This is a genomic window from Ruegeria sp. AH12 (assembly GCF_056541465.1).
In genome coordinates this window covers 1-564 of the sequence record NZ_JBQFYL010000205.1, presented here as the reverse complement: position 1 = coordinate 564, position 564 = coordinate 1, and the positions used below count along the sequence as shown (strand labels likewise).

The following is a 564-nucleotide window of genomic DNA, read 5'->3' as shown; positions in this document are numbered from 1 at the left end:
AAATCTTTGCACCCGAGTTGAATTCATTTGAGGTCAAGATCGGGGACATCCGCAACAGCGGCTTGTTATTCTTCAAATGCCGCGTGATCAACTGCGCTTGCAGCCGCCCGCCGGGGATCATGCGGGCCGGGTCGGCGCGGTAGTCAAGGTCTGTCAGTTCGGGAAAAATCTCGAATATCTCGCGACGCGACGCGGCGCTCAGCATTTTCAGCGCTTCGGGGCCGGTATAGAGGCTTTCGGTTGGCGCATCCTCGGCAAAGATCACCTGATGGCGGTCGAACAGCAGGTGGTAATACTCGACGCTTTCCACGCTTTCATCAACGTAGATATCCGGCATTGCGGTGAGTTTGATGGCCGGAATCAGAACCTCGGTCGTGCCGAACATGCGTTGGGCGATCTTTGAGTGCACCAGCATCCGATGCTGGCGCGAGACCAGCAGATCGCGATGCGGCAGCCCCTCGCCCAATGCCCCTGCAAGGATACGCACAGGCCAGAGTCTGGGGTTGGCTTCAAGCTGGAAGCGATCAAATTCGCGCCGCCCGATCCAACGGATCGGGTGCAGGC

The 564-nt window shown here is 58.5% G+C and carries 1 protein-coding gene; it reads right to left on the bottom strand.

The genetic code is table 11. The features are described 5' to 3' along the window. The coding region (locus ACR0EL_RS22650; RefSeq protein ID WP_480502378.1) for a Hint domain-containing protein at positions 1-564 on the bottom strand (564 nt) is incomplete at both ends.